25 protein-coding genes, 1 rRNA gene and 1 pseudogene are annotated in these 24,780 nt (G+C 69.2%); 18 read left to right on the forward strand and 9 right to left on the reverse strand.

Translation table 11 applies throughout. The annotated features are described in order from the left end of the window. The first annotated feature begins 8 nt into the window (after positions 1–8). Positions 9–125 (forward strand): 5S ribosomal RNA (gene rrf / locus ABFX45_RS33770). Here rrf and ABFX45_RS33775 read toward each other — a convergent pair. Beyond that, entirely contained in the window at positions 126–425 is a 300-nt protein-coding gene (locus tag ABFX45_RS33775) for an Lrp/AsnC ligand binding domain-containing protein (RefSeq protein ID WP_346134579.1), read from the reverse strand. Between the two features lie 136 nt (positions 426–561). Here ABFX45_RS33775 and ABFX45_RS33780 point away from each other — a divergent pair. From ABFX45_RS33780 to ABFX45_RS33790, 3 genes and pseudogenes are all read left to right on the forward strand, one after another. Beyond that, positions 562–1,295: pseudogene (locus tag ABFX45_RS33780) on the forward strand (SMP-30/gluconolactonase/LRE family protein); the annotation flags it as partial. 46 nt (positions 1,296–1,341) lie between these two features. Beyond that, a complete protein-coding gene (locus ABFX45_RS33785; RefSeq protein ID WP_112226171.1) occupies positions 1,342–2,883 on the forward strand; it encodes a deoxyguanosinetriphosphate triphosphohydrolase family protein in 1,542 nt (513 codons plus the stop codon). A gap of 220 nt (positions 2,884–3,103) precedes the next feature. Next, complete coding sequence (locus ABFX45_RS33790; protein ID WP_346134444.1) at positions 3,104–5,824, forward strand: S8 family serine peptidase; 2,721 nt, start codon at positions 3,104–3,106, stop codon at positions 5,822–5,824. A 67-nt stretch (positions 5,825–5,891) separates the two neighbouring features. Here the strand turns inward: ABFX45_RS33790 and ABFX45_RS33795 are convergent, their stop codons facing one another. Next, positions 5,892–6,794: a helix-turn-helix domain-containing protein gene (locus tag ABFX45_RS33795; RefSeq protein ID WP_229813482.1), complete on the reverse strand. Its 903-nt coding sequence runs from the start codon at positions 6,792–6,794 to the stop codon at positions 5,892–5,894. 284 nt (positions 6,795–7,078) lie between these two features. Between ABFX45_RS33795 and ABFX45_RS33800 the strand changes: the two genes are divergently transcribed. From ABFX45_RS33800 to ABFX45_RS33825, 6 genes are read left to right on the forward strand one after another with little or no spacing between them, the layout of a single operon-like run. Then, on the forward strand, positions 7,079–7,603 hold the full coding sequence (locus tag ABFX45_RS33800) for a hypothetical protein (RefSeq protein WP_346134447.1): 525 nt from the start codon (positions 7,079–7,081) through the stop codon (positions 7,601–7,603). Further along, entirely contained in the window at positions 7,600–8,277 is a 678-nt protein-coding gene (locus ABFX45_RS33805) for an acVLRF1 family peptidyl-tRNA hydrolase (RefSeq protein ID WP_109635360.1), read from the forward strand. The genes ABFX45_RS33800 and ABFX45_RS33805 overlap by 4 nt, the downstream gene beginning before the upstream one ends. A 35-nt stretch (positions 8,278–8,312) precedes the next feature. Beyond that, positions 8,313–8,708, forward strand: coding sequence for a hypothetical protein (locus ABFX45_RS33810; RefSeq protein ID WP_146231489.1), 396 nt, complete (start codon positions 8,313–8,315; stop codon positions 8,706–8,708). A 10-nt stretch (positions 8,709–8,718) separates the two neighbouring features. Continuing rightward, positions 8,719–9,222 carry a SigE family RNA polymerase sigma factor gene (locus tag ABFX45_RS33815; protein ID WP_109635365.1) on the forward strand — a complete coding sequence of 168 codons (504 nt, stop codon included), beginning with the start codon at positions 8,719–8,721 and terminating at the stop codon, positions 9,220–9,222. Beyond that, the gene (locus ABFX45_RS33820) at positions 9,222–9,707 is read left to right on the forward strand and encodes a hypothetical protein (RefSeq protein ID WP_109635367.1); all 486 of its coding nucleotides are present in this window, start codon (positions 9,222–9,224) and stop codon (positions 9,705–9,707) included. Before ABFX45_RS33815 ends, ABFX45_RS33820 begins: the two co-directional genes overlap by 1 nt. A 39-nt stretch (positions 9,708–9,746) precedes the next feature. After that, a complete protein-coding gene (locus ABFX45_RS33825; protein ID WP_215732217.1) occupies positions 9,747–10,223 on the forward strand; it encodes a GNAT family N-acetyltransferase in 477 nt (158 codons plus the stop codon). Here the strand turns inward: ABFX45_RS33825 and ABFX45_RS33830 are convergent. Next, positions 10,189–10,815, reverse strand: a complete 627-nt coding sequence (locus ABFX45_RS33830) for an NAD(P)-dependent oxidoreductase (protein WP_346134450.1) — start codon at positions 10,813–10,815, stop codon at positions 10,189–10,191. The two genes, ABFX45_RS33825 and ABFX45_RS33830, sit on opposite strands and share 35 nt — an antisense overlap. Then, positions 10,812–11,693 carry an EamA family transporter gene (locus ABFX45_RS33835; RefSeq protein ID WP_109635371.1) on the reverse strand — a complete coding sequence of 294 codons (882 nt, stop codon included), beginning with the start codon at positions 11,691–11,693 and terminating at the stop codon, positions 10,812–10,814. The genes ABFX45_RS33830 and ABFX45_RS33835 overlap by 4 nt, the downstream gene beginning before the upstream one ends. A 79-nt stretch (positions 11,694–11,772) precedes the next feature. On the opposite strand from ABFX45_RS33835, the gene ABFX45_RS33840 reads away from it, so the two are divergent. Then, a complete protein-coding gene (locus ABFX45_RS33840) occupies positions 11,773–12,660 on the forward strand; it encodes a LysR family transcriptional regulator (RefSeq protein WP_346134452.1) in 888 nt (295 codons plus the stop codon). A 50-nt stretch (positions 12,661–12,710) separates the two neighbouring features. Here ABFX45_RS33840 and ABFX45_RS33845 read toward each other — a convergent pair whose 3' ends face one another. Then, complete coding sequence (locus ABFX45_RS33845) at positions 12,711–13,475, reverse strand: SDR family oxidoreductase (RefSeq protein WP_109635375.1); 765 nt, start codon at positions 13,473–13,475, stop codon at positions 12,711–12,713. A gap of 143 nt (positions 13,476–13,618) precedes the next feature. On the opposite strand from ABFX45_RS33845, the gene ABFX45_RS33850 reads away from it, so the two are divergent. From ABFX45_RS33850 to ABFX45_RS33865, 4 genes are all read left to right on the forward strand, one after another. Then, the gene (locus ABFX45_RS33850; protein ID WP_112226161.1) at positions 13,619–15,247 is read left to right on the forward strand and encodes an ABC-F family ATP-binding cassette domain-containing protein; all 1,629 of its coding nucleotides are present in this window, start codon (positions 13,619–13,621) and stop codon (positions 15,245–15,247) included. Between the two features lie 175 nt (positions 15,248–15,422). Further along, a complete protein-coding gene (locus ABFX45_RS33855; protein ID WP_030473247.1) occupies positions 15,423–15,632 on the forward strand; it encodes a helix-turn-helix domain-containing protein in 210 nt (69 codons plus the stop codon). Between the two features lie 58 nt (positions 15,633–15,690). After that, on the forward strand, positions 15,691–16,503 hold the full coding sequence (locus ABFX45_RS33860) for an enoyl-CoA hydratase/isomerase family protein (RefSeq protein WP_109636431.1): 813 nt from the start codon (positions 15,691–15,693) through the stop codon (positions 16,501–16,503). A gap of 90 nt (positions 16,504–16,593) precedes the next feature. After that, complete coding sequence (locus ABFX45_RS33865) at positions 16,594–18,480, forward strand: ABC transporter ATP-binding protein (protein WP_346134581.1); 1,887 nt, start codon at positions 16,594–16,596, stop codon at positions 18,478–18,480. A 308-nt stretch (positions 18,481–18,788) separates the two neighbouring features. Here ABFX45_RS33865 and ABFX45_RS33870 read toward each other — a convergent pair whose 3' ends face one another. After that, positions 18,789–20,357: a penicillin-binding transpeptidase domain-containing protein gene (locus ABFX45_RS33870; RefSeq protein WP_346134456.1), complete on the reverse strand. Its 1,569-nt coding sequence runs from the start codon at positions 20,355–20,357 to the stop codon at positions 18,789–18,791. Between the two features lie 80 nt (positions 20,358–20,437). Then, the gene (locus ABFX45_RS33875) at positions 20,438–21,178 is read right to left on the reverse strand and encodes an SIS domain-containing protein (RefSeq protein ID WP_346134458.1); all 741 of its coding nucleotides are present in this window, start codon (positions 21,176–21,178) and stop codon (positions 20,438–20,440) included. 102 nt (positions 21,179–21,280) lie between these two features. On the opposite strand from ABFX45_RS33875, the gene ABFX45_RS33880 reads away from it, so the two are divergent. Beyond that, positions 21,281–21,463: a hypothetical protein gene (locus ABFX45_RS33880; RefSeq protein WP_109635385.1), complete on the forward strand. Its 183-nt coding sequence runs from the start codon at positions 21,281–21,283 to the stop codon at positions 21,461–21,463. Positions 21,464–21,483: 20 nt separating this feature from the next. Next, entirely contained in the window at positions 21,484–22,470 is a 987-nt protein-coding gene (locus ABFX45_RS33885; protein WP_346134461.1) for a phosphotransferase, read from the forward strand. Here ABFX45_RS33885 and ABFX45_RS33890 read toward each other — a convergent pair. Further along, positions 22,441–23,391, reverse strand: a complete 951-nt coding sequence (locus ABFX45_RS33890; RefSeq protein ID WP_346134463.1) for a MarR family transcriptional regulator — start codon at positions 23,389–23,391, stop codon at positions 22,441–22,443. The genes ABFX45_RS33885 and ABFX45_RS33890 overlap by 30 nt on opposite strands. 225 nt (positions 23,392–23,616) lie before the next feature. Between ABFX45_RS33890 and ABFX45_RS33895 the strand changes: the two genes are divergently transcribed. Next, positions 23,617–24,225, forward strand: a complete 609-nt coding sequence (locus ABFX45_RS33895) for a C39 family peptidase (protein WP_346134465.1) — start codon at positions 23,617–23,619, stop codon at positions 24,223–24,225. Here ABFX45_RS33895 and ABFX45_RS33900 read toward each other — a convergent pair. Next, positions 24,200–24,775: a nucleotidyltransferase family protein gene (locus ABFX45_RS33900; RefSeq protein ID WP_346134466.1), complete on the reverse strand. Its 576-nt coding sequence runs from the start codon at positions 24,773–24,775 to the stop codon at positions 24,200–24,202. The two genes, ABFX45_RS33895 and ABFX45_RS33900, sit on opposite strands and share 26 nt — an antisense overlap. Between the last annotated feature and the right edge of the window lie 5 nt (positions 24,776–24,780).

Below are 24,780 nucleotides of genomic sequence, written 5' to 3' on the forward strand. Positions count from 1 at the left end.
CATAGTGTTTCGGTGGTTATAGCGTTGGGGAAACACCCGGTCCCATTCCGAACCCGGTAGTTAAGCCCTTCTGCGCCGATGGTACTGCACTGGTTACGGTGTGGGAGAGTAGGTCGCCGCCGAACTTACGTACAGAAACCCCTGAGGGTCGAGCGCACAAACGCTCCCCTCGGGGGTTTTCTGCGTTGTCGGCCAGTTGGGCGACCGGATCCTAATGTCCTGCGTCCGGAACGCGGCCTCCGGTGTCCAGCGGGCGTTCGAACGCGGCATCCAGGACGACGATGGTGTTCGTGCCGGTGACGCCCTCGACGGTGAAGATGCGGCACGTCCTGGAGTCCTTCGGTGGTCGCGGTCCGGACCTTCGCCAGCAGAGTCGCAGGGCCGGCGATGATGTGGAGCTCCTGGATCTCCGGGATGGTGGCCAGGGCGTCACGGGGAGGCCGCGTCGCCCATCCAGGCGCCGGCTTCGATCAGCACGAGGGCCAGCACTCCCAAGCCCACCGCAGGCGGGTCGACATCCACGGTGGTGCGGCGGATGACGCCCCGCTCGCGCAGCTTGCTCGGAAGGCCGAAGGGCCGGTGCACTTCGCCGGAGGGCGTTACCTGGTGTGGAGCGACATCCCCAACGACCGGCTCCTGCGCTGGGACGAGACGACCGGCCAGGTCGGTGTGTTCCGGCACCAGCCCGGCTACGCCAACCGCAACACCGTTGATCGCCAAGGCAGGCTGATCAGCTGCGAGCAGGGCAACCGGCGGGTCACCCGCACCGAGCACGACGGCTCCATCTGGTTCACCGATCCGATCTACGGCATCAACTGCGATTACGAAGGCAACAAGGGCGAGAGCGAGATCGGGGCCTGCCACGTCTACCGCATCGACCCCGGTACCGGTGCCGTGCGCATCGTCGCGGATGACTTCTCCCGCCCCAACGGTCTCGCGTTCTCGGCCGACGAACAGCGCCTCTACATCGCCGACACCCGCCAGGAACCGAGTCACATCAGGGTTTTCGACGTCACCGACGACGGCACGTTCACCGGTGGGAAGATCTTCGCCGAGTGCGACTTCGGCCGCTTCGACGGCATCCGCCTCGACGACGCGGGCCGGGTCTGGGCCGCCGCGTCGGATGGGCTGCACGGTTTCGACCCGACGGCACCCTGATCGGCAAGCTCCTGCTGCCGGAAGCGGTCTCCAACCTCACCTTCGGCGGCATCAAGCGCAATCACCTGTTCATCACCGCGTCGACCTCGCCGTACGCGCTGAGGGTGACCTTCAACGGGGTCCGCGACCCGGCCTGAGAGCCTCCACGAGGTGAGGTGGAGTGGCATTGGTTAACGTTCCGGCATGCACAACGAGCAGCGCACCGCCCGCCGGTCCGCCGGCGTCGGCAGGACGGCAGACCTCGCCACGAACCCCTTCCGCGTCGATCGCGACCGGGTCGCGAGCTCACCGTTCTTCGCGCGGCTCGGCGGTGTCACGCAGGTGGTCAGCTCCACCGGGTCCGGGTTGCTCGTGCACAACCGCCTCACCCACAGCCTCAAGGTCGCCCAGGCCGCGCGCGCCATCGCGGAACGGCTCACCAGCCGGCCCGAGCTGACCGCGGTGCTGGAGAAGCTCGGCGGGTGCGATCCCGACGTGGTGGAGGCGGCGGCTCTGGCGCACGACCTCGGGCACCCGCCGTTCGGGCACCTCGGCGAACAGGTGCTGGATCGGCTGGCGCGGCACCGGTTCGGGCTGCCGGACGGGTTCGAGGGCAACGCGCAGTCGTTCCGGATCGTGACGACGACGGATGTGCGGGGGCCCAAAGCGCTCGGCCTCGACCTCACCGTCGCGGTGCGGGCGGCGATGCTGAAGTACCCGTGGACGCGGCATCAGCCGCTCGACCTGCCTGTGGCGCCACGTGGTGCGTCGGAGCCGGACGACATGCCGGGGACCGGTAGTTCCAAGTTCTCGGCGTACGTTACGGAGACCAACGACCTGCGACAGGCGCGTGAGCCGTTCGAGGGCCGGATCGAATCATGGCAGCAGACGGTCGAGGCGAGCGTCATGGACACCGCGGACGACATCGCCTACGCGATCCACGACCTGGAGGACTTCCACCGGGTCGGGGTGCTGCAGCACGCGACGGTCGCGGCGGAGCTCGGCACCTGGCAGGCGCAGGCGCTCGACCTCGCGGGGCTGAGCGATGCCGAGCTCAGCGCGGAGATCCGGATGCCCGGACGGTCGCTGGAGACGCTGCGCAGGCGCCTGCACCTCAAGGACTCCTGGGTGATGAGCGACGAGGCGTTCGCGCTGGCGGTGCGGAAGGTGAGCAAGGAGCTCGTCGACGGGCTGCTGTCGGTGCCCTTCGACGGGTCGGTCGAGGCCGAGCAGGCGGTCGCCGGGTTCAGCGCGCGGTGGACGCGCAGGCTCGTGGACGCGGTCGGGGTGATCGAGGAGCCGACGCCGAGGTCCGGGCACGTAGTGCTGGCGGTGGCGCAGTGGCACGAGGTGCAGGTGTTGAAGTTCGTGCACCGGCGGTTCGTGTTGCTGCGACCGGATCTCGCTCTGCACCAACGTGGACAGGCGCGGTTGCTGTCGTCGCTGGTGGACGCGCTCGAACAGTGGGTGACGGACCGGACGGAGGCGGATCGGTTGCCGCGCAGGCTGCACGATCTCGTCGAGCTGGCCGAAACGGAGTACGCGGCGCTCGCCCGGACGGAGCCGTCCACATTGGTCGGTCCGAGTGGGGAGCTGCCGGTTGGTCCAGACGTCGTGCGGGGGCTGGCGCGGGGGCGGGCGGTCGTCGACTTCATCGCCTCACTCACCGACAACCAGGCGGCGGCGCTGCTGGAAGCCCTTTCCGGGCGAACCGGTCAGTTGTGGACTGACGCGTTTGTTCTGTGAAGTGTGATTGTGTCTGCTAAGTGGGAAGTACCCCAATCGGATGCTGACTGTGATCAGTCGTGCGCCATACGTTGACGCCTCGGCCGGGGTTTAGCCGGCCGCAGGCAGCGTGCTCGGGGGCACGCACAACGTTCGGGGGAGAAGCCCTGTGCGCCGATCTCGAAGAGGCACGACGTTAGTCACCGCAGGTACCGCAGTTCTTCTGGCCGCACTCACCGCTGTGACGCCGGCGTCTGCAGATCCGGTCAAAGCGTCCAAGTCCGTCACCGAACGCACCGCGGCCCAGATCGCCGCGCTGCAGAGCATCAAGAAGTCGCTGACTCCTGCTGAGTCCAAAGTGGACAGCGCGCTCGTCGTGGAGGCGCGCAAGCGCAGCCAGATGGGGACGATGAGCGCCCTTCCCCAGGTGCAGACCGGCGTCGCCGTGACGCCGCAGTCCACCACCCTCGTCGACATCCGCGCCAAGCAGTACTCCGAGGACCTGGTCAACGCTGTCCGCGCGGCGGGCGGACAGATCCGGGCAGTGTCCGAAGAGCACCGCACCGTGCGCGCGGAGGTGCCCGTCGCGAAGATCGCCGAGATCGCCGCGCGCTCCGACGTCGCCCGCGTCGAGCCCGGCAGTGACGCGATGACGCAGGACGTGAAAAACAAGCGGGACAACAAGAACCGCAAGGCTCCGTCCAAGGAGGACAAGGCTCGGGAGATCGAGCGCAGGCTCTCCGAGAAGCAGCTGTCCGTGCAGGCGGCCAAGGTCGCGGAGAGCGACAAGGCGCACAACGCCGAAGCGGCGCGTGGCTCGTTCCACGTGACCGGCGTCGGCGTGAAGCTCTGCGCGCTGTCGGACGGCGTCAACTCACTGGCCGTGTCGCAGGCCGCGGGTGAGCTGCCGGCGGTCGACATCCTGCCGGGTCAGCAGGGCACCGGTGACGAGGGCACGGCGATGCTCGAGATCCTGCACGACCTCGCGCCCAACGCCGAACTCGGCTTCGCCACGGCGTTCAACGGCGACGCGAGCTTCGCGGACAACATCAAGAAGCTGCGCTTCCAGCTCGGCTGCGACGTCATCGTCGACGACGTCATCTACTTCAACGAGTCGCCGTTCCAGGACGGCATCATCGCCCGCGCGGTCGACGCGGTCGCCGCAGACGGCGCGCTGTTCTTCTCCAGCGCCGGCAACCAGGGCAACGTTGTCGACGGCACGTCCGGCCACTACGAGGGCCAGTTCGTCGACTCGGGTGTGGGCGTCGGCAAGTTCGCCGGTTCCGCGCACGACTTCGACCCGGACCCGAACGCCAAGCAGCTGTTCAACCCGCTGTCGGGCTACTCGGGCAACAGCCCTGTGACGCTGCACTGGGCCGACCCGCTCGGCCAGTCGTTCAACGACTACGACCTCTACCTGGTCAACGCCCAAGGCAACGTTGTCACGTTCAGCCAGAACAACCAGGACGGCGCCCAGGATCCGTACGAGCGCCTCAACACCCCGGCGACCTCGACCGGCACGCGCCTCGCGGTCGTGAAGTTCCGCGGTGACGACAAGTACTTCGCCCTCTCGCTGTTCGGCGGCCGCTTCGCCGACTCCAGCGACGGCCTCAAGAAGTTCGTCACGCCGGGCATGACCCGCGGCCACTCGGCGGCCAAGGGCGCGATCTCGGTCGCGGCGGCCCCTGCGGCCCAGGCGCTGCCGTTCGACCTGCACCCCGGCGACCCGGCCAACCCGAAGGGCCCGTACCCGAACGCCTTCGACAGCACGCAGAAGCCGGAGCGCTTCACCTCCGACGGTCCGCGCAGGACCTTCTTCGCGCCCGACGGCACGCCGCTCGCCGAGACCCGGCAGAAGCCGGACATCACCGCGGCCGACGGCGTGACCACGTCGGTGCCGGGCTTCGCGCCGTTCTTCGGCACGTCGGCCTCCGCCCCGAACGCGGCCGCGATCGCCGGCCTGATCCTGTCCGGCAACCCGACCCTGTCGCCCGCCGAGGTCAAGGAAGCCCTTGTCGTCACGGCGATCGACATCGTCGAGTCCGGTGTGGACAACCGCACCGGAGCTGGCATCGTCATGGCGGACAAGGCTTTGGCGTACACGGGCGCGTCCCCGCAGGCGCTTGCCCGTGCCGGCCGCCCGACGATCGTGAACGACGCGGACGGCAGCCAGTACCTCAAGCCGGGCACCACGGCCACGGTGACGGTGCCGGTCACGAACAGCGGAGATGGTTCCGCCGCTTCGACTTCCGTCGTGCTGTCGTCGCCGAGCGCCGGCGTGACCATCGCGCCGCGGTCGAAGTACTACGGCAACATCGACGTCGGCCAGACGGTGTCCAGCACCTACAAGGTGACGGTGCCGGCCTCCGCCGCACTCGGTTCGGCGGTCAAGCTGGACGCGCGGGTGACCTACGCGGGTTCGACCTCGCCGACGACGGCGTCGTTCACCTACCGCGTCGGTGAGCCGTCGCGGGAGTTCAAGACGTTCGCCTACACCGGTGCGCCGGTGGCCATCCCGGACAACGACCAGACCGGTGTGTCGATCGCGGTGCCCGTGACGGGTGTCGGCGGCGCGTCGAACCTGAAGTTCTCCGTGGACGGTGCGACGTGTTCGGCGACCGAGGGTTCGACGACGGTGGGCATCGACCACACCTTCGTCGGTGACCTGGTGGGCACGCTCACCTCGCCGTCCGGCAAGTCCGTGACGCTGTTCTCGCGGTCCGGCGGCACCGGCGCCAACATCTGCCAGGCGGTCTTCGACGACTCGGCCACGCGGTCGTTCTCGTCGGTGCTGGCCGGTGAAGCGCCGTTCACCGGCTCGTGGAAGCCCGCCACGGGCACGTTGTCGTCGCTGCTCGCCGACCCGGCGGACGGCACGTGGACGTTCAAGGTCGCGGACGTGGTCGGCTCGGACAAGGGCTCGATCCGCAACGTGACGCTGCACGTCGCCGGCTGGGTGTGATGCCTTAGCCGACAACGGAAAGGCCCCCGGCTCGCGAGCCGGGGGCCTCTTCGTGTGCCGAGAAAACCTAACGGTTCGGCCACTCCCAGCGAATCCCGAACACACCGGGACCGAACCCGAGCGCCACCGCGTGCACGCCCCCGCCCGAGTCGAGGGTCAGGTTGCGGCGCCGCGACGGAGTTTCGTCGCCCGCCGGCACGCTGTACTGCTGCACGCGCGAAGGCAGGTTCGTCTCGTCGAACCGGACCTCGATGACGTACTCGCGGACCGGCAGCCGGAACTTGCGCGCGAACGTGTTGTTGCCCTTGGGGGCGTGGCCCTCCGGGAACACCAGCTGGTATTCCATGATGAGGGTCTCGCCGCGGGTCAGCGGACGTTCGAACATCATCTCGGCGACCATGATGTTGGCCTCGTGGTCGCGTGCGATCCGGCCCAGGTGGCAGTTGCGCACGTTCACGATCTCGGGGAGCACGTCGGACTCCTCGGTCTCGAACACGAGCGCCCAGCGGTCGGGGCCGTCCTGCTCCGCGCGGAGGATCTGCCGCACCCACACGGATTTCTGCCCGCCGTCGGCAGAGATCTCGATGCGGTCGTGCTGGCTGATCCGGCCGAGCTTCAGGTCGGAGGACGTGTCGACCTTCGAGAGCAGGTTCGCGACCCGCTCACGACGCGCCCAGAGGGCGTCGATCGGCATCATCGTCGTCGGGCGGCAACGGCGGCCTCGCGGACGAGGTGGGCCGAGCAGCGCCGACAGACCCGACTGAGGCACGCCCAGGACCGACTCGAGGTGCCGCAGCGCCTCCAGTGATTCAGGGCGTTCCGGCCTTCGCCGTCCTGACTGCCAGTAGCTGAGCGTCGCGACGCTGATGGTCACGCCGCGCAGTGCCAACCGGTGCTGGATGCGGTCGAGGCTGAGACGGCTCGCCTTGATCGCCGCCCTCAACGCCTCCGGGAACGGTCCCGTCGTCAAGAGCTGCGTAAGGCTGCCGTGGCCCGTTGAGTCAGTGTCGTCAACGGTCAGTGTTGGTCGACCGGCAGCAGTGGTCATGGTGACTCCCCGCTGTCATAAGATCACGCCCCAGTGACCCTACCCGTCCGTGAACATCGCTGGTCGAGACCGGATGGAGTCAATGGTTAATCCATACGGTTGACGAGTTCACGCTTTCGAGACTCATCTGTCAAGCGTTTCGAACCGATCAGTAACATAGTCGTGCAGTTCACGCCTCGTGTCGAGGTGGCTCTAGTGTGTGCACGGTGAACGACCTCGACGTGCTGACCTCCGTGGCCGGCGCGGTGCTCGGACCGGGTTCGCACGCGGTCGTCGACCTGCTCGACGTGGTGCCCGGCGTCCAAGTGGACGCGGTGCGGGCCGCGGACGATCTGCTGCCCAGGCTGGCGCACGAGGAGTCGCTCGCGAACATCCTCATGCTCGCCCGCGCCTCGCTGCGGCCCGGCGGCGTCCTGGTGGCCGCCGTCCCCGAGCTCGACCGGCTCGGCGCGCTCCGGCCGACCGCCCCGCCGCCCAAGGTGAACGGTGACCGGGTCACCGTGCAGCTCTGGGACTGGGCTCCTGACGGCCTGTCGTACGGCCTGGAGGTCGTAACGCTGCTCCGGGGTGCGGCGGGGTGGGAAATCTCCGCGACGGCCTCCACGCGCCACAGGGTCCTTTCCGCGGCCGAGATGGAGGAGGCGCTGGGCGCCGCCGGGTTCGTGAGCGTTCAACGACTCGCGCCGGGGGAGAGCGGCTACCGCGTGCCGGTGTGGGTGGCTGTCGCGTGAGCCGGGTGCGGCCGGTTCCCGGAGGACGGGCCGTCGAGGTCGAACCGGAACGCGTGGAGGGCTGGATCGGCAGGTTCGCCGACCGGCACGGCGCCGTCGACGTCCAGATCGGCGAGTCCGTCGTCATCACCGCGGCGGACGGCGCGACGGCCACGTTCCGGACGCGCGGCGGCACCCGCATGGAAGAGGTGATTGAAAACCTCACCGAACCGCGCCGGATCGGCCTGATCCTCGTGAGGCTCGGCGGGCACAGCATCGGTGTCGCGTACGGCGGCAAGGTCGAGGTGTCCGCGACCGACCGCAAGCAGGTGCACGGCCGCATCAAGGCCGGCGGCTGGTCGCAGCAGCGGTTCGCCCGGCGCCGTGAAGGGCAGGCCCGCGTCGCGCTCCAGGCGGCCGCGGACGACGTCTTCCGCGTTCTGGTCCCGAGGCTCGCCCAACTGGACAGCGTCGTGCTCGGCGGCGACTGGCAGGCGTTGGACGTGTTGCGCAACGACCGCAGGCTCACGAGCGTCTTCTCCAAGGCCGAGGACCGCGTCCTGGACGTCCCGGAACCCCGGCGCGCGGTGCTGGACGAGGCCGCGGAACGGGCCCGCTGCGTCGAGATCGTGATCCAGGACACACGGGCAACCGGATCGGACGCCGGCCGCATGGATACGGGTGAGGGTGCCTGACCGAGGCACCACCGAACACCCGCTGGAGTCGAAAAGTGCGCAAACGAATGGCGATCGTGGCTGGAGCCGTGGCGCTGGGTGCCGTCGGCATCGCGGTGCCCGCGCTGGCGCTGAGCGGTGGCGGCACGACCGGGCCCACGCCGACGACCTCGGCGCCCGCGACGACGCCTCCGGTGTCCTCGACGGTGACTCATCCGCCGTCGACCACGCCTCCGGTCTCCTACCCGCCGACGACCCCGCCCGTGTCGAGCACGCGGGTGACGACGTCTCCGCCTCAGGGGACGTCGTCCTCGAGGCCGGAGCCGCCGCAGACCACGTCGATCAGGCCGACCCCGCCCGCGACCACCCCGCCGCACCCGTCGACCACCTCGCGGCCGGCGTCCTCCTACCCCGCGACGACGCCGCCGGTGTCGTCGTACCCGGCCCGCTGAGGAGCCACCGCTGAACTGGGAGGCCGAGTTCACCGACTGCTTCGAACGGTGCGCCGACGCGATGCGCTTCACGGCGTTCTTGTTGTGCGGCAACTGGCATGAAGCGGAAGACGTGATGCAGTCGGCGTTCTTGAAGCTCTACCTGGCCGGTCCCAGGATGCAGGACCGGTCGGGGCTCGAACCGTACCTGCGCCAGATCGTCGTGCGGACGTTCCTCGCCGAACGCCGCAAAGTGCGATGGCGCAGGGAGAAGCTGACTGACACACCTCCTGAGGGCCTGTCCTCCGTCGCAGGGGCGGAGGACAGGCTCGTGGTGTGGCAGGCGCTCACCGCCGTGCCCGCACGGCAGCGCGCTGTCCTCGTGCTGCGCTTTTGGCACGATCTCAGCGTCGAGGACACGGCGACGGCACTGAACTGCTCGACGGGCACGGTGAAGTCGCAGAGCAGCAAGGGCCTGGAAACGTTGCGGCGCAAGCTGGGGCCGGAGTTCGATCAGCTGAGGCTGGAGGTGTGATGGTTCGCGAGGACGACCTGCGGGCGACTTTCTCCGCTCTGCACGCGGAAGAGGCGCCGCCGCGTGCCGTCACGGCCGCCGACCTGATCCAGCGCGGCCAGGCCGTGCGGACCCGGCGGCGCACGATCGCCGTGGTCGGCACCGGGCTCGCGACCGTGGGGGTCGTGGCCGTGGCGCTGGCCGTGCTGCCGGCCACGACCCCGTCGGACCCCGCGGTGCCGGGGCCCTCCACGACGACCGCACCGCCGCGGCCGGAGTCACCCGTGCCCACGACGGCGCCGCCGAGCTCGAGCGAGTCGACGCGGACCACCACGGTGCTCCCGCCGAACTCGAGCCGGCCGCCGACGCCCGGTCCGTCGACGACACCGCCCGGCACCACGTCGACGCCGGGCATGCCGCCGGTGACCCAGCCCAACACGTCGATCAACCCGACGTCGTCGTCCACCAGCGTGCTGTCCGTGCCGCCGACGACGCGCAGCGGTTAATCGTTCGGCAACACCGGAGCCGGCGCCCACAATGCCGGAATGACTGCCGAGATCCGACTCGTCGAAGTGACCGACGCCAACCGCGACGCGGTGATCGCCGTGCGCGTGCGTCCCGACCAGGAACAGTTCGTCGCGTCCGTGGAGAAGTCCTTCCAGCACGCGGAGCAGTACCCCGACGCGAAGCCCTGGTACCGCGCGGTCTACGCCGGCGATGAACCGGTCGGCTTCGTCATGCTCAGCTGGAACCTGGTCCCCGGGCCCGGGTTCCGCGGACCGTACTTCCTGTGGCGGCTGCTCGTCGGCGCCGAGCACCAGGGCCGCGGTTACGGCACCGCGATCCTCGACGAGGTCGTGACGCTGCTCCGCGCGGAAGGTGCGAAGGAGCTGCTCACCAGCTACGTGCCGGAAGAAGGCTCACCCGAGCCGTTCTACCGCGGCTACGGGTTCGTGCCGACCGGCGAGGTCGACGAGGACGGCGAGGTCATCCTGACGCTGGATCTGACCACGCGACCGTGAAGTGCCGGTCCGCGCCCGGCTCCTCGAGCTCGTCGAGCACCGCCACCGCCAGGTCCTCCGCCGAGATCCGGGACGGATCGGTGAGCAGCTCGTCGTGGCCGCGGCGGTAGGTGCCGGTGCGCTCGCCGGGTTCGAGCAGCGCGGGCGGGCTGAGGTAGACCCAGTCCGCCGGATGCTCCCGGCAGATCTCGAACTGGTGCAGGCTCGCCGCGGCGATGGGCCGGATGTGCGTTGGCACGTAACGGCTGTCGTCGAGCACGAGACCGCCGCCCGGTGACCGCAGTGGTGCGGCACCACCCACGACGATGATCCGGGTCCGCGTGGCGAGCGCGGCGTCCAGCAACGCTCTCGTCGTCGGGCCGGCGGCAGACTCCTCGCCCGGACGCGGCCGGGTGGCGGCGACGACACCGTCCACTCCGGACAGCAGGCCGTCCATCAGCTCGCGGTCGGTCGCGTCGCCCTGCACAACGCGTGCTCCGGCCACGGAGGCAGGGCTGCGGAACACCGCTGTCACGTCGTGCCCGCGTCGCAGGGACTCGGTCACCACCCGCGATCCGACCATGCCCGCGGCACCGACGACTGCGATCTTCACTGGAGAACTCCTTTGGCGAGAACGGGTGCCGGTCGCTGGCTGGCGACGATGGCGGCGAGGGCGAGTGCGAAACCGGTGAGCTGCACCGCGTCCAGCGTCTGGCCGAGCACGACGACGCCGAGCAGCGCGGCGACCATCGGGGAGAGCAGGCCGAGCATCGAGACGGAGGTGACCGGCAGCGTGGTGATCGCACGGAACCACAGGACGTAGGCGAGCAGGCCGCCGACAGCGCCGAGCCACAGGTAGCCGAGCAGGGCCGCGACACCGATCGCGGGCGGCGCGCCCTCGAAGAGGAACGTCACCGGCACCAGGAACAGCCCGCCCGCGGTCAGCTGCCAGCCTGCGAACGCCGTCGGGCTGGCGTTCTCCGGCCTGCCCCACTTCTTCGTCAGCGTCACGCCGAGCGCCATCGTTGCGGCGCCGCCAAGCCCGGCCAGCACACCGATCACGTCGAACCCGGCCGCCGGCCCCAGCACCACCAGCCCGACGCCGACGACCCCGATCACGCCCCACGCCAACCGCCACGCCGACGGGCTCTCCTTCAGCACGCCGACCGCCAGCAACGCCACGACGAGCGGTTGCGCGGCGCCCAGCGTGGCCGCGACGCCGCCCGGCAGGCGTTCGGCGGCGATGAACAGGAACGGGAAGAACAGGCCGATGTTGAGCACGCCGAGCGCGGCGGCCCTGGCCCACCACGAACCGCGCGGCAGCGTCCTGGTGAGCGCCAGCGCGACCAGGCCGGCGGGCAGCGAGCGCAGCAGCCCGGCGAACAACGGGTGTCCCGCCGGCAGCAGCTCGGTCGTGACCACGTAGGTCGATCCCCAGACCACCGGCGCGAACGCCGCCAGCGCGGTGCGGAAGAGGTCGTTGTTTCTCACGTGGTTCAGTCTTCGGCGGCTGGATCAATGAGTCCAACACATGCTTTTCATCTGATCCATCGTGATTCACGATAGATGGATGGAGCTCCAGCAGATGCGGTACGTGGTGGCGGTCGCCGAGACGGGCAGCTTCACCAAGGCGGCCCACCGCTGCCTCGTCGTCCAGTCCGCGCTCAGCCACCAGATCGCGCGCCTCGAACGAGAGCTCGGCGCCCGCCTCTTCGACCGCACGAGCCGCAGCGTCCGGCTGACCCCGGCGGGAGCGGCGTTCCTGCCGTCGGCGAGGCAGTGCCTCGACTTCGCGGAACGGGCGGCGGCCGAGGTCGCGGCGGCCGTGGGGGAGGTGCGCGGACGGGTCGTGGTCGGCGTGATCCCCACCGTCGCCGCGGTGGACCTGCCCGCGGCGCTGAAGGTGTACCGGGAGAGGTATCCGCAGGTGCGGGTCGCGTTGCGAATGCTGCCGAGCCACGAGCTCGTCGAGCAGGTCCGGCAGGGTGCGCTCGATCTCGCGTTCCTCGGTCTGCCGCCGGGGGTGAGGCCGGAGGGCGTGCGCGGCCGCGAGTTGGCGCGCGACGAGCACGTTGCCGTTGTGGCGCCGTCGCACTCGCTCGCCGGGCGTGCCGGGACTTCGCTGGAGAGGCTCGCGGAGGAGTTGTTCGTGGACTTCCCGGCAGGCTCGCCGGGGCGGATGCAGTCGGATCAGGCGTTCGCGGCGGCGGGGTTGCAGCGCGAGGTGGCGTTCGAGGTGACGACGGCGGAGCTGATGGCCGGGCTGATCTCGGAGGGGCTCGGGGTCGCCGTGTTGCCGTCGCGGTACGCGCCGCGGTTGAGCGGGGTGGTGACGCTGCCCGTGGTGGGTGGGCCCTCGCGGGTGGAGCACCTGGTGTGGAGCGCGGCGGGGCTGACGCCGGCCGCTGCGGCGTTCCTGGACGTGCTCGGTGTGCCCGAAACTGTCGGTGGTGCCTGAGAGAATGAAAGCAGGGGACCCCCTGAGGGGGACCCCTGCGTGAGCGTGGCTCAGCCCGCGGTGCCCGTGGCGAGAAGCCCGCCGTCGACGCGCACCGTCTCACCCGTGATCCACGAAGCGGCGTCCGAACACAGGAACGCCACGAGCGAAGCGACGTCCTCCGGGTTGCCGAACCGCTTCATCGGGTACGCCCGCGTTCCTTCCTCCTCGCGCCCGGACCACAGCGCCTCCGCGAACTTCGTCTTCACCACGGCGGGGGCGACGGCGTTCACGCGCACCTTCGGGCCGAGCTGCCACGCCAGTTCCTCGGTGAGGCGGATCAGCGCCGCCTTCGACGCCCCGTACGCGCCGATCACGCCGGTGGACCGGATGCCGCCCACCGACGCGATGTTCACGACCGCGCCGCCGTGCTCGCCCATCCACGACTTCCAGGCGAGCTGCGTGAAACCGAGCGCTGCCACCACGTTGACGTCGAAGATCTTCCGGACGGCGTTGAGGTCGGCGTCCATCAGGAAACCGAACTGCGGGTTGATGCCCGCGTTGTTGACGAGCACGTCGAGGCTGCCGAACTCCTCGACCGTGCGCGCCACGACCTCCTCGCGGGACGCCTCGTCGCCCGCGTTGCCCTGCAGGGCCAGCACTCGGCCACCCGTGTCGGACGTCAGCTTCGCCGCGGCCTCTGCCAGCTGGTCGGCCTTGCGGCCGGTGATCGTGACCGCGGCGCCGCGGGAGAGCAGCTCGCGTGCGATGCCGAGGCCGATGCCGCGGGACGCGCCGGTGACCAGGGCCGCCTTGCCTGAGAAGTCTTCGCTCATGGCCGGAATCTATGCGTCTGGACACAGGTGGGAAATTCGTTGGTCGCGAACCCGTAGACTGGTCCGCGTGATCCTCCTGGAGTAGGCCGACCCGGACGTGCCGACCTTTGCCGTGCCCGGAACATTTCTACTCGGAGTTTCTCTTGATCACCGCAACCGACATGGAGTTGCGCGCTGGCTCACGCATTCTCGTGAGCGGCGCCAACCTGCGCGTTCAGCCCGGCGACCGCATCGGCCTCGTCGGCCGCAACGGTGCCGGCAAGACCACCTCGCTGCGCGTTCTCGCGGGTGAGGGCCAGCCCTACGGCGGTGCCATCACGCGCAAGGGCGAGCTCGGCTACCTGCCGCAGGACCCCCGCGAGGGCGACCTGTCCGTCATCGCCAAGGACCGCGTGCTGTCCGCGCGCGGGCTCGACCAGCTGCTCCGCGACATGGAGAAGGCCCAGTCGAAGATGGCGGAGCTGGTCGACCCCGACGAGCTCGACACGGCCGTCACCAAGTACGGCAAGCTCGAGGAGCGCTTCGCCGCGCTCGGCGGGTACGCCGCCGAGTCCGAGGCCGCCCGCATCTGCTCGAACCTCGGTCTGCCGGACCGGGTGCTCGCGCAGCCGCTCAGCACACTGTCGGGCGGTCAGCGCCGCCGCGTCGAGCTGGCGCGCATCCTGTTCGCCGCGTCCGAGGCGGGCATCGGCGCCAAGTCGAGCACGATCCTGCTGATCGACGAGCCGACCAACCACCTCGACGCCGACTCGATCACGTGGCTGCGCGGCTTCCTCAAGTCGCACGACGGCGGCCTCGTCGTGATCTCGCACGACGTCGAGCTGCTCGACGACGTCGTGAACAAGGTGTGGTTCCTCGACGCGACGCGCGGCGAGGTCGACATCTACAACCTCGGCTGGAAGAAGTACCTCGAAGCCCGCGCGACGGACGAGAAGCGCCGCCGCCGTGAGCGCGCCAACGCCGAGAAGAAGGCCGGCGCGTTGATGACGCAGGCCGCCAAGATGGGTGCGAAGGCCACGAAGGCCGTTGCGGCGCAGAACATGGCGAAGCGCGCCCAGAAGCTGCTCGACGGCCTCGACGAGGAACGGCAGAGCGACAAGGTCGCGAAGATCCGCTTCCCCGCGCCCGCCGCGTGCGGCAAGACCCCTTTGACGGCAGAGGGTTTGAGCAAGTCCTACGGCTCGCTCGAGATCTTCACCGGGGTGGACCTCGCGATCGACAAGGGTTCCCGCGTCGTCGTGCTCGGGTTCAACGGTGCCGGCAAGACGACGCTGCTGCGGTTGCTGGGCGGTAGCGAGAAGGCCGACGCGGGCAAGGTCGTGCCCGGTCACGGCCTGAAGATCGGCTACTTCGCGCAGGAGCACGAGACGCTCGACCACGGCGCGTCGGTGTGGGAGAACATCCGGCACATGGCGCCGGACGAGCAGGAGCAGCGGCTGCGGTCGTTGCTCGGCACGTTCCTGTTCTCCGGTGAGCAGCTGGACCAGCCGGCCGGGACGTTGTCCGGTGGCGAGAAGACGCGTCTGGCGCTCGCCGGTCTGGTCTCGTCGGCCGCGAACGTGCTGCTGCTCGACGAGCCGACCAACAACCTCGACCCGGCCTCGCGCGAGCAGGTGCTCGACGCGCTGCGGCGGTACGAGGGCGCGGTCGTGCTCGTGACGCACGACCCCGGTGCCGTGGAGGCGCTGGAGCCCGAGCGCGTGATCCTTTTGCCCGACGGCACGGAGGATCACTGGTCCGAGGACTACCTCGATCTCGTGCAGCTGGCGTGATCTCCACCCGTCAAAGGATTACCGAGCGCACCCTGTGATCAACTGAGTGTGATCGAATCGACCGTTCGGCGATCTCTTTGCTTGATCACCTGGCGTTCTGCCGGTTCCTGTTCGATCATTGCGACGACAGGGGCCGTAGAACGGCCCGACCTGCTCGTACGGAAGGCGGGACGAGGTGGCTGACCTGAAGAAGGGTGCCCGGATCACCGGCGCCACACGGGACAAGCTGGCCGCTGACCTGAAGAAGAAGTACGAAAAGGGCGCGAGCATCCGGGCTTTGGCCGAAAGCACCGGGCGTTCCTACGGCTTCGTGCACCGGGTTCTGTCGGAATCCGGCGTCACGCTGCGCGGTCGCGGTGGCGCCACCCGGACGAAGAAGAAGTAGCCAAACTCAGACTGCTACTCTCCGGTAACTAGCTCCTAGTTCGCCGGAGGTAATGACCATGCCAGTGCCCGCTATCGACGCTGGCGTGCTCGAGCGCGGTGGCGTTCGGCTCGCACTCTCCGGGCCGCTCGCCACGATCACGCTCGATCGTCCCGACGTGCTGAACGCACAGACGCCCGCCACCTGGCAGGCGTTGCGGCACATCGGCGAACAGCTGGACCCGGACGTCCGTGTCGTGGTCGTCCGGGGTTCCGGCCGCGCCTTCTCGGCGGGGCTGGACCGGCGCATGTTCACCGGTGAGCCCGTCGACGGCGAACCCGGCGGTCTCGGGGCGATGTTGTCGTTGCCTGCTTCGGAGGCAGACGCGAAGATCGCTTCGTACCAGGCCGGGTTCACCTGGCTGAGCGACCCCGCACGCGTGACGATTGCCGCGGTGCAGGGGCACGCCATCGGCGCGGGTTTCCAGTTGGCGCTGGCGTGCGACTTCCGCGTGCTCGCCGAGGACGCTCAGTTCTGCATGGCCGAGACCGGGCTGGGACTGGTGCCCGACCTCGGCGGAACTCTGCCCCTGGTGCGTCTCGTGGGGTACTCGCGCGCGGCCGAGATGTGCGTGACCTCCCGCCGGGTTCCGGCGGCCGAGGCGCTGCAGATCGGCCTCGCGAACTCCGTCGTGCCCGCGGACGAGCTGGACGCGGCGGTCGACTCGCTGGTGGCCGCTGTCCTGAAGCCGCTTCCGGGTGCTGTCTCGGAGACGCTGGCGCTGATCGCGTCGGCGGCTTCCGGCGTGTCGTTCCCGGACCAGCTGGCGCTGGAGCGCGCCGCGCAGCTGCGCAGGCTGCAGTCCTTCGCGGCCATGTCCGCTCAAAGCTGAACTTTTTCGCTGCGCCAGCCGCATTCGAAGGAATTGTCAGACCCCTGTGCTGTTCTAGTCAGCGTGGACGGCTACAGCTCCTGGCGATTCATGATGGGGGTGACCTCGGACGCGCCTTCGAAGGTGCGCCGGGGCACCTTCCGGCGCGTGCTGGCCTTTGCGGGGCCGCACCGCGCGAAGCTCCTCTTCTTCCTGCTGCTGACGGTGATCTCGTCAGTGCTGGCGGTGACGACGCCGCTGCTCGCCGGCCGCGTGGTCGACGCGATCGTGCGCGGCTCCACGCCGTCGGTCGTGGTCTGGCTGGCGCTGGTGATCGCCCTGGTCGCGGTGGTCGACGCCGGTTTGGGCGTGGTCGAGCGATGGCAGTCCACGCGCATCGGTGAAGGTCTGATCTACGACCTGCGCCGCGCCGTGTTCGGGCACGTGCAGAAGATGCCCGTCGCCTTCTTCACCCGCACCCGCACCGGCGCGCTGGTGTCGCGTCTGAACAACGACGTGATCGGCGCTCAACGGGCCTTCACGTCGACACTGTCCGGCTTCGTCACGAACATCATCCAGCTCGCGCTGTCGCTGGGCGTCATGTTCACGCTGTCGTGGCAGGTCACCGCTCTGGCGCTGCTCCTGCTGCCGGTGTTCGTGCTGCCCGCCAAGCGGATGGGGCGGCGGATGGCGGACATGCAGCGCGAGGCCTCGGCCCTGAACGCGTCCATGGTCACGCAGTCGACCGAGCGGTTCTCGGCGCCGGGGGCGACGCTGGTGAAGCTGTTCGGCCGGCCTCAGCGGGAAGAGGCGGAGTTCTCCGACAAGGCCGCCAAGGTCCGGGACATCGGGATCAGGACCGCCATGGCCACCCGGTGGTTCATGACCGGGCTGACGCTGGTGTCGGCACTGGCTCAGGCTCTGGTGTACGGGCTGGGCGGGTATCTGGCGCTGACCGGTCACCTGGCCGCCGGCACCGTGGTGTCGCTGGCGCTGCTGCTGACCCGGCTGTACGCGCCGTTGACCGCGCTGGCCAACGCTCGGGTCGACATCATGACGGCGCTGGTGTCGTTCGAGCGGGTGTTCGAGGTCCTGGATCTGAAGCCGATGATCCAGGAACGGGAAAACCCCCGTGCGGTGCCGGATGGGCCGGTGTCGGTCGAGTTCGACGACGTGCGGTTCGCGTACCCGTCCGCGGAGAAGGTGTCCTTGGCCTCGCTGGAGTCGGTGGCCACTTTGGACACTCGCGGCGGCGAGGAAGTGTTGCACGGGATCAGTTTCAAGGCTGAGGCCGGGCAGCTCGTCGCGGTGGTCGGGTCTTCTGGAGCCGGTAAGTCGACGCTCGCCTCGTTGGTTCCTCGGTTGTACGACGTGGACTCCGGTGCTGTGCGCCTGTCCGATGTGGACGTTCGAGATCTCGGCTTCGAGTCCTTGCGGTCCACCGTCGGGGTGGTCACGCAGGACGGGCATCTGTTCCACGACACGATTCGGGCGAACCTGGAGTACGCGGCGCCTGGGGCGTCTGATGACGAGCTTTGGGACTCGTTGCGGCGGGCTCGGTTGCTGGAGCTGGTTGCTTCGTTGCCTGAGCAGTTGGACACGGTGGTCGGGGAGCGTGGGTACCGGCTGTCCGGTGGGGAGCGGCAGCGGTTGACGATCGCCCGGTTGTTGTTGGCCAGGCCTCGGGTTGTGATCTTGGATGAGGCCACCGCGCATTTGGATTCCGAGTCTGAGGCTGCTGTGCAGGAGGCGTTGACTGAGGCGCTGGAGGGGCGGACTGCGTTGGTCATCGCTCACCGGTTGTCGACGATTCGGGCTGCTGATCAGATTTTGGTGTTGGAGCATGGGGAGATTGTTGAGCGGGGGACGCATTCGGAGTTGATGGCCGCTGAGGGGCGGTATTCGGATCTTTATCGGACTCAGTTCTCTGAGCCGCCTGCTGTTGCTGTTTATCCGACTGTGAAGTTTTCTTCGGCTGAGGTTGGGCAGAGGTACTGATCTTTTGGGGTCCGTAGGTGGGCGCGTTGGCATCGGACGCGGCGGTTGCGAGGATTTCTGGGGCTCCGCCCCGGACCCTGCCAACCTGATCAAGGACCCGCCAGCGCCACGCGCAGGTAGATGGCACGCCTGTGCCGTTGGGCGGCTTGCGGTTGCGTTGTTGGTTGCGGTGTGGGTGGGTCCCGTCACAAGCCGTACCTGAGCGGCGAACGATCGGGCACGACTCGTGACGGGACCCACCCCACCGGCCCGCGTTGTGAAAAGCAGCTCGGCTTCGCCGTCGCCTTTTGCTCGGCTTGCTGTTGCCGTTAGCGCTTTAGGAAGGCTGCTGTGGCGGTTAGGGCGCTTTGGGACGAGCCTGCGTTTTCTACGAACACCGCGAAGGCCATGTTGCCCTGGTAGCCCACGAACCAGCCGTGGGCTGTGCCGCCGCCTGCTTCTGCGGTGCCGGTTTTGCCTGCCAGGCCCGGGATGCCGGAGAGTTGTTTGGCCGTTCCCGTGGTTACCACCTCTCGCATCATGTTGCGGAGAGGCTGGAGGGTTGCGGCTGGTGGGGCGGCGGCCACGTCGTTGGGTGTCGGCGGCTTGCCTCGCATGAGGGTGGGCGTGGGGGTTTTGCCGGAGACCACGGTTGCCGCTACCAGGGCCATGCCGAACGGGCTGGCTACCACGTTGCCCTGGCCGAAGCTGTTTTCGACCTGCTGGTCGCCGGAGGCCGGGGGGACTTTGCCGGTGTTCGTGTCGGCGCCCGTGATGGTCCAGTCGGCGCCCAGGCCGAAGCGCTTGGCCATGTCCGGGAGGGCGTTCGGTGGGAGTTTTGCGCCCAGTTCGCCCATGGTCGTGTTGCAGGAGAGGGCGAAGGCCGTGTGGAAGGGCAGGGAGTCGTGGCCGAAGCCCGCGTTGCTGATGCGGCGGGTGCCGATGGTGGCGGTGGCCGGGCACGGGACTGCGGTGTTGGCTTGGACGAGGCCTGCGTTCATGGCGGCGGCTGCGGTCACGATTTTCATCGTTGAGCCCGGGGCGTAGCGGCCTACGAACGGGTTTGTGCCGGACAGGGTTTTGTTTTGGGCCACGGCCAGGATTTCGCTGGTTGAGGGCTCGATCGCCACGATGGCCGCGCCCTGCGGGAGGGCGTCCACTGCGGCTTGGGCTGCTGCTTGGCGGGCCGGGTCGATCGTCACTGTGATCTTTTGGCCGCCTTCTGGGGCCTTGCCGTCCAGCTTGGTGAAGCCTGCGGTGGAGGAGATGCCCACTTCCCAGCCGTCGGTGCCTTTGAGATCGCCGGTCTGGCCGGTGATCGTGTTGTAGAGGCCGTCTGGGATGGTGCCCTTGACCAGTGGTTTGCCGTCGCGGCCCAGGAGGGCGCCGTCAGCGAGGGCCGCGCGGTAGACGAGGGAGCTGCCCTCGGTCAGTTGCGGGTGGAGCAGCGTCGGCGTCCAGTGGACCTTCCAGGCTTCGCCGGACTTCTGCACGGTGAGTTTGACGTCGTACTTCAGCACGGCGGAGCTCGGCATCGTCCACGTCACGGAGGCCGTTATGTCCGTTGTGGTGGCGTCGGGGGCCGGTGGTGTTGTCGCGGCCAGGCGGGCTTGGTAGGCGGAGGCGGCCATGCCCGTTCTGGTGGCGGCGATCGCCTTGGCGGCGGCGTCCGGTGCGTCGGTCAGCTGGGCGGCTGCGGCGGCGTCGGGGCTGGACAGCTTGTTCACGAAGGACAGGGCTACGTCGGCCGGTCGTTCGACCGACTGGTTCGCCTGGTTCTTCGGCTTTTCCGAGATGACCGGATCCGGGCTCCAGAGCAGTGCGCCCGCCACACCGATCGTGGTGGCTGTGGCGAGCGCGCCGCCGATCAGGATCCATCTACGTGTTTTCGGCTCCACTGGTGAAGTCCCCCCAGGTAAGTGCTTTCCCCGGTGGGAGACTAACGCGAAGACGCTGAAAAGCTGCTGAGTATTGCTACTCAACCCAGCTGCGGGATGCGGGTTTGGTAGTGCCTGAGCAGGTCGGCGTTGGCCGCGTCGCCTCCTTCCACGTTGGCGCTGCGCCACAGCGGCAGTTGCACGCCGGTTTCGGTGGCCTTGTCGACCAGGCGGACCATCAGCAGGTTCCAGAGGAACGTGGTGGCGAGGGTGGAGACGGCGGCGGTGACCGGGGCCTGTTCCGGGTAGGTGGAGTCGCCGGGCGGGACGAGGTTGTCCAGGACGACGGTGGCCACCTCGGCGAGGGTGGCGCCGGCGCGGCGGGGGGCCTGGGCGCTGGAGGTGACCGAGGTGACGGCGACTACCGGGCAGCCTGCCCCGGCGGCCTCCTGGGCCAGTTCCACCGGGTAGTGGTTGACGCCCGAGGTGGAGAAGACGAAGAGGACGTCGTGCGGGGCCAGGCCCGCTTCGCGGAGGACCTCGCCCGCCAGGCCCGAGCGGCGTTCGGCCGCGGTGCTGCTGATGGCGCCGTGCATCGGGAGCAGTTCCGGGTGGTAGATCGGGCGGACGCAGGCCAGACCGCCTGCCCGGTAGAAGGTTTCGGCGACCGCTGCCAGGGAGTGGCCGGCGCCCGCGGTGAGGATCATGCCGTCCGCCTGTACGGCGGCCAGCACAAGCTCGGCCACGTCGTCGAGCGCTGCCGCGTTGTGCTGTTCGACGCGTGTCAGGTGCGTGCGCACGAGGTTGCCGTAGTCGGAGCCGGTCACGGTGTCGGTCGTCATGCGGGTCAGTAGTACCGGAAGTGCCGTGGGCTCACCAGTAACCCGAGCACCACAAACCTCGATACGCGCGATAACAGGTGCGGTCACTCTTGGCGAGCGGAGGTGGGTTTGATCAGGCGGTACTTCTACATCTGGGTTGTGCTGGCGGCGGTCTTCACGACCGCGGGGGCCACGCACATAGCGCTCGCGATCACCTACTCCGTGTTGTGGCCGGTGTGGGTGGCGATGGCGCAGCTCATCGTCGCGGGTGGGTGTGCGCGGGCGGCGGTACGCACGCGGCCTTAGGTTTCGTGTGTCATGGGTGCATGGCTGAATCGCATGCGCCGGTGGTGGAGATGTTGTGGGAAGCGCACGATCCGCTCGGTGCGCTTGGGGGCAGATTCGGCTTCGAAGACGAGCAGGCGGCTGGGCGCTGGGTCGCCACCGCGCTGGGCGAGCACTGGGGTGTTCGGGTTCTTTCGTGCGAGCGGATCGTCATCAGCGCACACAACGCGTTGGCGTGGGTCGGTACGCCGGACGGGCGGATGATTGCGAAGTGGTCGGTGGTGCAGGAGCTGTTTCCGCGGCTGGTGGAGGTCGCGCGGCTCACGCGGTGGCTGGACGGCCGGGGGATCCCGGTTTCGGTACCGGTTCCCGCGTTGGACGGGCGTCTGCAGGTCGAGGTGGCCGGTGCCTCGATGGGATTGCAGCATGAGGTCGAGGGTGAGCTGCTCGACGTCACCGATGCCGGCCAGGTGCGTGAGGCCGGGGCGGTGCTGGCCCGGTTGCAGGACGCGTTGGCGGCGTATCCCGACGGTGATCTGGTTGCCGCGTTCGGCGGTCCGCCGCTGCCTCTGACGGCTCGGGTCACCGGCTGGCTCGACTCCAGCGCGGGGCACCTGCCCGGGACGGCGCGGGACGCCTTGCGCTCGATGCTCGGCGGTGTGCCTGCCGGGCGGCTGCCGGCGCAGCTCGTTCATCGCGACTTCCGGTCCGCCAACGTCCTGTGGGCCGGGGGCGAGGTTGCCGCGATCCTCGACTTCGAGGAGATCGCGCTCGACCACCGGGTCGTCGAGCTGGCGCGGTCGGCGGTCCTGCTCGGGACCCGCTTCCGCGACTGGGGGCCGGTGCCGGCCGAGGTGCACGCGGCGTTCCTCGCGGGCTATGAGTCCGTGCGCCGGTTGACCGAGGTCGAGGCCGGCTGGTGGGAGGTGCTTCTGCGGTGGCACGCCCTGGCGATGGTGCCGGAAGGTGAGGATCCGACCGGGTGGGGAGCGGCGGCGCTAGGCGAGGAGTTCCACGCCCAGCGCTGAGGCCGTGTGCAGGACGGAGTTGCGGTGCCGCTGGGCCACGGCCAGGCCCGCGTCGCGCAGGACCGAGGCGTGGGCGCTGGCCGACGCGGCGGAGATGCCCAGGCGGCGGGCGAGCTCCGTGGTCGTGCAACCGCCGGCGATGACCCCCAGCGCCGCCGCGCGGGTGCGGCCCAGGAGCGCCTCCAGTGAGCGTTTGCCGTTGGTCGTGATGTGGAGATCGCGGGCGATCGGGTAGACGAGGACCGGCGGGTGGCGCTGGTCGCGGAGCATGATCGGGCGTTCCCAGCAGAAGTGGGACGGGACCAGTACGAGGCCTTGGCCGTGCAGGTGGACGTCGCGCTGCGGGAAGCGGGACTCGATCGACAGCACGGGCGGGGACCACGAGATGGTCGGGTGCAGGGCCGAGAGCATGCCCTCGCAGCCGCTGTCCAGAAAGGACCTCGCCCGCACCGCGCGGTCCGCGTCGACGACGGCGCGGATCTCGTCCCAGATCGGGGCCAGCGCGTGGCGGTGGTAGGCGCGCAACGCCTCGCCGAGTGAGTCCAAAGTGGCCACGTCGCCGCTGGCCAGCAGGTTGGTGCGCGGGTCGAGTCGTTGCTGGCGGCCCAGTTGCGCGAGGTCGGCGCGCAACGACTCCACGGGCGTCGCCAGGACGGCGTCGATGCCCGCGTCGAGTGCGCAGGAGCCCGCGGTGGGCGTCAGGAAGTCGGGGGAGTAGCCGACGGGCGGCGCCAGCTGCATGAGCCAGCGCGCGTCGTCGGGCAGGGTCGATCGCACGTTCGCGCGCCACGTGCCGAACACCGGGGTCGCCGAACGCTGCCGCAGCACGTGCAGGCTCAGCAGGATCTCCCACATCGGGTCGGGACCAGGGGCGACGCGCACCCTCGCCAGGTCCTCCGCCGTGAAGTGGACACGCAACACGGCAAGCAGAGTGGCACAGCGCCGCAGGGCTTGTACCGGATTCGAGACGACTCAGCCGAACGGTCCACTCCACCCACCCAGCGTGGGTGTGAACAGTCCGTTGAGTGCTTCTACCTGGCTTTTTAGGACTTGGCCGAATCTGGTGGCGAGTGTTCGCGGGCTGCCAGCAAGCTTTCGCCGAGCGCCGCGCCAGGGGTTCGGCGCCACCACTGAGGGGAACGAGAGATGAAGCTTGCGAAGATCAGCGGGGCTGTCGCCGCCGTCGGCGTGGCGATGACCATCTTCACCGCGCCGGTCGCGCTGGCCGCGCCGGGCGAGACCGTCATCCCGGCCGCCGCAGAGCTCGGCATCCAGGGTGAAGGTGTTCTGCCGCACGAGTTCCAGGTGCAGAAGACCGGCTACTGGTGTTCCGCTGCCGCCGCCCGCATCGCGCTGACCGCGCGCGGCAAGAAGGTCGAACAGTCCACTCTGGCCTCGTACATGAAGGTCACGACCAACGGCCTGCCGAACATCAAGAACCTCGAGAGCGCCCTCGACCACTACACCGACTCGACTTACTACCAGGTCAAGCAGTGGTCGACCGACGCGCAGCTGCTGCAGAAGCTCAAGGCCGACGTCGTCTACAACGCCAACCGCGGCCACGCCGTCGTGATCAACGTGATCCGCCTGAACGGCCGCAACTACTCCGGCGGCCACTACGCCACGGTCGTCGGCTACCGCGCCGGTGGCAACGAGTTCGCCGTGGCCGACCCGGCCTACGCGGGCGGCCGGCTCCACTGGCTGAGCGCGTCCAACGTGTCGTCGGGCATCAAGCTTCGCCGTTACGTGGCCTGAGGTCTTCCGGTCGATCAACGTCAGCACCGTCCGCCACGTCACCGCATTCGACGTGGCGGACGGTGTTGGCTTTGAGGTAGTCCCGCGCGCCCTGGTCGCCCGCTGCCGACGCCATCACGCCCGCGAAGTGGTCGGCGCCGATCAGGACCGGGTGCCCGACCTTGCCGTCGTAGACCGCGCGTGCCAACGCTTTCGGCTCGGCGAGTTCCATCAGGCGGTGCAGGGCGGCGACGGTGACGCCGGGTGTGTCCACGGGAAGCACCACAACGGCGTCGACGATGCCGGCCGCGTGCAGGCCCGTTCGCAGCGACGAGCCCATGCCGGACTCCCAGTCGGGGTTGTCGACGACAGTCACGCCGTCCAAAGAGGCCTTTGCCCGCACCTCGTCCGCCATGGCGCCGAGGACGACGACGACCGGCTCGCACCCGGCAGCGCGTAACAGCTCAGCCGCCGAGTCGACAAAAAGCTTGCTGTGCAACGAGACAAGAGCTTTGGGGGAGCCGAACCGGCGGCCGGCCCCCGCAGCTAGCAGGAGGCCGGCCACGCGCATGCCTC

Origin of the sequence: Lentzea roselyniae, assembly GCF_039537795.1 — a bacterium.
GTDB classification, from domain to species: domain Bacteria; phylum Actinomycetota; class Actinomycetes; order Mycobacteriales; family Pseudonocardiaceae; genus Lentzea; species Lentzea atacamensis.

Bases quoted from the DNA above. Each gene is read 5' to 3' on its own strand.
- ABFX45_RS33785 (WP_112226171.1), top strand. From the start codon at position 1,342: ATGCACAACGAGCAGCGCACCGCCCGCCGGTCCGCCGGCGTCGGCAGG.
- ABFX45_RS33820 (WP_109635367.1), top strand. From the start codon at position 9,222: ATGGTTCGCGAGGACGACCTGCGGGCGACTTTCTCCGCTCTGCACGCG.
- ABFX45_RS33825 (WP_215732217.1), top strand. From the start codon at position 9,747: ATGACTGCCGAGATCCGACTCGTCGAAGTGACCGACGCCAACCGCGAC.
- ABFX45_RS33840 (WP_346134452.1), top strand. From the start codon at position 11,773: ATGGAGCTCCAGCAGATGCGGTACGTGGTGGCGGTCGCCGAGACGGGC.
- ABFX45_RS33845 (WP_109635375.1), bottom strand. From the start codon at position 13,475: ATGAGCGAAGACTTCTCAGGCAAGGCGGCCCTGGTCACCGGCGCGTCC.
- ABFX45_RS33860 (WP_109636431.1), top strand. From the start codon at position 15,691: ATGCCAGTGCCCGCTATCGACGCTGGCGTGCTCGAGCGCGGTGGCGTT.
- ABFX45_RS33865 (WP_346134581.1), top strand. From the start codon at position 16,594: ATGATGGGGGTGACCTCGGACGCGCCTTCGAAGGTGCGCCGGGGCACC.
- ABFX45_RS33875 (WP_346134458.1), bottom strand. From the start codon at position 21,178: ATGACGACCGACACCGTGACCGGCTCCGACTACGGCAACCTCGTGCGC.
- ABFX45_RS33885 (WP_346134461.1), top strand. From the start codon at position 21,484: ATGGCTGAATCGCATGCGCCGGTGGTGGAGATGTTGTGGGAAGCGCAC.
- ABFX45_RS33895 (WP_346134465.1), top strand. From the start codon at position 23,617: ATGAAGCTTGCGAAGATCAGCGGGGCTGTCGCCGCCGTCGGCGTGGCG.
- ABFX45_RS33900 (WP_346134466.1), bottom strand. From the start codon at position 24,775: ATGCGCGTGGCCGGCCTCCTGCTAGCTGCGGGGGCCGGCCGCCGGTTC.